The following is a 4605-nucleotide window of genomic DNA, read 5'->3' on the forward strand; positions in this document are numbered from 1 at the left end:
GTTGTGGTTTGTGGTGCCGGAAAGCAAGGAGCAGACCAGCACGACGACCAAAATCAGCGGGGACAGGACGGCGGCAATGATCCAGCAGATGGTTTTCCGGGTGCGTTCATCCGAGAGCGCGGTAGCGGCGGCTTTTACAACAGCTGCGATGGTTGCGGGATCTGCCATGCCGTCACCACCATTTCAGACCGCCAAAGCCGAATAGACTCTGCTGTTCCGGCTCCGGCTCACTTGCCATGAGCTGCTCGGTATAGTCCACCGCCTGCTCCAGAACAGCGGTGTCAAAGCCCGCGGTTTTGTAGCCCTCACGGATGGTGTTGTAGTAATAGTCCGAGGGATACCCCAAGCGATGCCCCGGCGTCATCACATAGACCATGGCGGACACCGACTGTCCATCCAGTGGCAGTTCCATCAGTTCCTTGTCATAGAACCGGGGAAAGCCCTCATAAACATCCAGCGCCGCTTCATCCTTCGGCGTGATCTTCCACAGCAAAACAGGGACGGAGGAACCCTCGCAGGGCTCAATGGTGGCAACGGCTCCGTTTCGGCCGCCCCGGAACACAAGGGCATAATCCTTGATTTCGGATGCCCCCACCACCTTGGCGGATGGGCACCGGTGCGCCATCTGCGGCAGATTAAGATTGCTGCCATAGGCGATATACAGTTTGCTTTTCATACGTTCTCCCTTCTACATGGACATAGTAAAAGCGGGGGACTGCTCGTCCTCCGCTTCCATAATAGGTTCCGGCACCGCTTCTTCCGGGGGAGCCTGTGTCTGCTGACGCTCCGCCTCCCGCTTCTGACGCAGCCGTTCCTTTTGCCTTTGGGCCTGTGCCGGGTCTTTCCACGCGATGCAGCCCTCCAGATGATCCAGCAGATGCTTACGGGCGGTTTTAAACTCGTCCCCGATCATACCGAGGCGCAGAAGCCAAACACGGAAAGTATATTTTTCATTGCTGGACTGTGTTTTCGTAGGACTTGCCGACCGCTGGTTGAGCGCCTGCGCGGTCATGGCAAGACAGAACTGGATGTACGCCTTGATTTTTCCGGCGTGCAGCTCTCCGTTGAACGCCCGGAATTCCACCGTACCCTTTTGGAACACACTGTGCAGATTCAGGCAGTGGTAGCGGCTATGGTGGTAATGCTCCCGGCTGCCGTCCCCGCCGTTATACCAGAGGCTTTTCAGCCGGTCGAGGGTGGCGGGCTTCTGCCGGTTGAGCCGCTCTAAAAAAGCGGGGTCAATCTTCTGGCAGTAGTGGCTTTCCCTCCCACGCGAGACCTTCAGCGCCTTGTAAATCATATCCTCCTTGGCCGCCATGATGTTGACCAGATTACGGAGGTGGGGTGCGTCAAAGGGCGCGGCATTGATATGAATGTGGATGCCACAGGAGGAATTCACAAACGCACCGGCCTCCCGGAGCCTGCGGATCAGCTCCTGCACCGTTTCGATATCCCCGTACTGGCAGATGGGGCTGACCAGCTCCACGCTGTAGTTCCGGTCGGCGCTGACCTTCCTGCGGCCCTCCTTCCGCTGGCAGTCCAGACTGCCGTCGCTCATGACCTTCCATTTGCGGCCGGTGGTATCCCTTGCGAAATAGGTGTCATAGAAGCTGCCCTCATATTCTTTTGTGGTGCCGAAATATTCGGCAATGACCTCGGCAGCGCGGCTTCTGGTAAGCCCGGTCATTTCAATTTCAATCCCGAAATCCTGACCCTGTATCTCCATTTACTCACCGCCTTTACCATATCCTGTGCTGCAGGGTCAGGTCTTTTTCCTGAGACAGCCCCGCCAGCTCCGCCGCGGAATTGATGAAGCCGCACAGCCGTTCCCTGCGCCAGGTATCAATGAGATACCGCCCGCATTCCTCGTTGAGCGCATTGATTTTCAGCACCGTATCCCGCACACACTCTGAAACGGCGGCGGGATCACCCTGCGCCAAGGTGAGGTCGTCAATGTAGTCATCCAGAATCTGCCCCATGACAGACACATCCTCCGGGGTATAGTGGTAGCTCCCGGCGTAGGGATCGGGGTATTCCTTGCCATCCATGCAGCACCGGAGCTGCTCCAAAATGGCGGGGCGCTCGTCGCAATCCGCTTTCTGGTATTTCTCCATAAACGCTAAAAGATCCGCCTCCCGATTGGGTGTGTAGCGGATGAAGGACAGCATATCTTCGAGGAGTCCTGATTTGTTTTCTTTCTGCTGTTGCAGTCTGTTCATGATTTTTCTCCTTTCCATGTTATCTGCCGCCCGCCGTTCCGAACAATTTCTCCTTATATGCCGGAGCGTGAACCGCGAGGTTATACCGCTCAATGCCGCATTTGTAGAGGCAGACACCGCGCTGGGGAAAGCGGATCAGGTTGTATTCGCTTTCTTCCAGCTGGAGGGAGTCGATATAGAACCGCTTGTCGATGTTACCTGCGTTGAACAGAAACGCATGAGACGGAATGGAAAACAGCGGCTTGGTCAATTCGCGGATGTGCTCAATATTGAAGTCCTCCAAGTTCTGTGACGAAAGAATAACCGCCGATTCCTTCTTGCGCACACGCTTCATGAAATTGCGGATGTATTCAATGGCTGTCAGGTTCGTGAGGAACAGATACAACTCGTCAATGGAGGCGGCAGTGTTCCCCTCGGTCAGAAGCTTGTCGCTCATGAAGGACAGAACATTGAACAGCAGGGCGTTTTTCACGTTCCGACTGGCCTGGAGCAAGCCTTTTACTCCGAACACAATAAAGCGGTCGGAGGTTACGTTGGTGTGGCCGTTGAAAAACTGACTTTCCGCGCCCATGCACATGGAGTGAAGCCCCAGCAGGATTTCCTGCAAAAGCTCCGGCGGGTAGAGCTGGTATTTGGTTTTGTCGTAGCCCTTGTACTCGGCTTCAATCAGGGCATAGAGGTCGGACAAAATGGGGTAGTCCGTGGCGGCAAGGCTCTTGAAATCGGTGCGGTCGCTGATTCCGAACTGTTCGTACAGCTTGCCCAGCATGATTTCAATGGCGTCAATGTGGCGGTCGGAAAAATCTTTGTAGCACCGGAAGAAATCCTTGAGAAAGCTGATGTGCTGACTGAGCTTGGTGGACTGGCGGAACGCCTGGGGCGCGTCGGTGTCCTCCGGGCTGCCGCCCTCGTCCCATGTTTTCGGCTCCAGCGGGTTGATCCGGTACCGGCCCGACATGAGATCAATGAAACAGCCGCCGAGGTTTTCCGCCAGCTCCACATATTCGTGCTCTGGATCAAGGCACAGAACCGACTTGCCCGATTCGAGGATATTGCAGAGAATGAGCTTTAACAGGTAGCTCTTGCCTTGGCCGGAGTTACCGAGTATCAGGACATTGGCGTTGGTTTTGTCATCGTCGCGCTTGTCAAAATCCGCAATGATATTGGAGCCGAACTTATCCCTGCCGAGGTAAAAGCCGTGAGGGTCGGTCTTACCGCTGTAGTTGAAAGGATAGAGGTTTGCCACGGAGCTTGCGGGCAGCACCCGTTCAAACTGGCTGGCGAACACATTCCAGCCAGCGGGGCCTACGGCGAGAAAACCCTCCCGCTGGCGCAGCATGAGCCGGTCCACATTGAGCTTGGAGCGCACCAGCTCGGTGAGCACATCGGTCTGGAGCAGCTTCAGCGCATCGGAATCGTGAGCGGTCAGCTCGATAAAAACAGCGCAGTGCAGAAGCGGCTCCCGATTCCGGTGCATGGAGGAGACCAGCGTCACTACATCCTGCAGATTGCTTTCGGCGGTGACGGTCTGCTGGAGATCGTTGGTACTGCTCTTATCCATGCGATTTTTGTTGGCGGCATTGTGGATGATCTTCTTTTCCTCGGCCGCCGTTACCTGACGGGTGTAGATGCGCAGGGTCACGCCGTCCTTTTCTCCGAGGTGGCGCAGGATGGCCTGTTCCTCGGTAGCTGTGGGATATTCCCGCAGCACCCACACACAGCGGTAGGTGTTGCCGCATATGAAGTGGTCGGTGTTGAATTTGATGATGCCCGGAGCGATCATGTCAAGGAAATCCTTGATTTTTGCATCCTCCTGCGGCACTGATTTTTCTCTTTTTCTGTTTTTACTCACCGAAAATCACCCACCTTTCTCCGTCATAATCCTCGTATTGTTCCGTTGTGACATTCTGCTCATAATAGACACCCAGCAGGCGCTTGATGTCCGATTCACCCGCCTTGCGCACCGTGAAGCCCTGATCCTTAAGGCTCTTTTCGATGCGGGAGAGGTAGGGCTGAACATCGCGTTCCTTTTCATTTCTCAGCCGGATGATGATTAGAAATTCCCTTGCCGTTGCCATCTGCACCTGCATACGGTCAAGGGCGGTCTGATCCTGTGCCAGCAGTTTTCGGATGACAGGATTCTGCTCGGCATCCATTCTTGCTTTGAGATAACTCTTATTGTCCTCGAAGTTTTCCCGGCTGTTCAGGCACAGCATTTCAATTTCAGCAATGCCCTTGAGAACATTCATAAGAGCGTAGATTCTTGCCCCCACGCTGCTCTCAGACAAAACACTGATATTGGTCGGTTTAATCATAAAAAACACCAGCTCACCGTGGGGCGTTACAAGGCTGTGGGCGGTGATGCCATCAATGCCCATGAGCTGGC

Annotated in this window: 5 protein-coding genes; all 5 read right to left on the reverse strand. The window is 55.0% G+C overall.

The features are described 5' to 3' along the window. Positions 1-172 precede the first annotated feature (172 nt). Positions 173-676: a gamma-glutamylcyclotransferase family protein gene (locus tag TY09_RS17255; protein WP_018213972.1), complete on the reverse strand. Its 504-nt coding sequence runs from the start codon at positions 674-676 to the stop codon at positions 173-175. Positions 677-688: 12 nt separating this feature from the next. Beyond that, the gene (locus TY09_RS17260) at positions 689-1726 is read right to left on the reverse strand and encodes an amidoligase family protein (RefSeq protein WP_018213973.1); all 1038 of its coding nucleotides are present in this window, start codon (positions 1724-1726) and stop codon (positions 689-691) included. Between the two features lie 13 nt (positions 1727-1739). After that, positions 1740-2219, reverse strand: a complete 480-nt coding sequence (locus TY09_RS17265) for a hypothetical protein (RefSeq protein ID WP_018213974.1) — start codon at positions 2217-2219, stop codon at positions 1740-1742. A gap of 19 nt (positions 2220-2238) precedes the next feature. Continuing rightward, complete coding sequence (locus tag TY09_RS17270) at positions 2239-4002, reverse strand: helicase HerA domain-containing protein (protein WP_207729943.1); 1764 nt, start codon at positions 4000-4002, stop codon at positions 2239-2241. Between the two features lie 61 nt (positions 4003-4063). Continuing rightward, positions 4064-4605: hypothetical protein (locus TY09_RS17275; protein ID WP_042436953.1), on the reverse strand; the 542-nt coding region annotated here is incomplete at its 5' end.

The sequence above is a fragment of the Faecalispora jeddahensis genome (assembly GCF_000577335.1).
GTDB classification, from domain to species: domain Bacteria; phylum Bacillota; class Clostridia; order Oscillospirales; family Acutalibacteraceae; genus Faecalispora; species Faecalispora jeddahensis.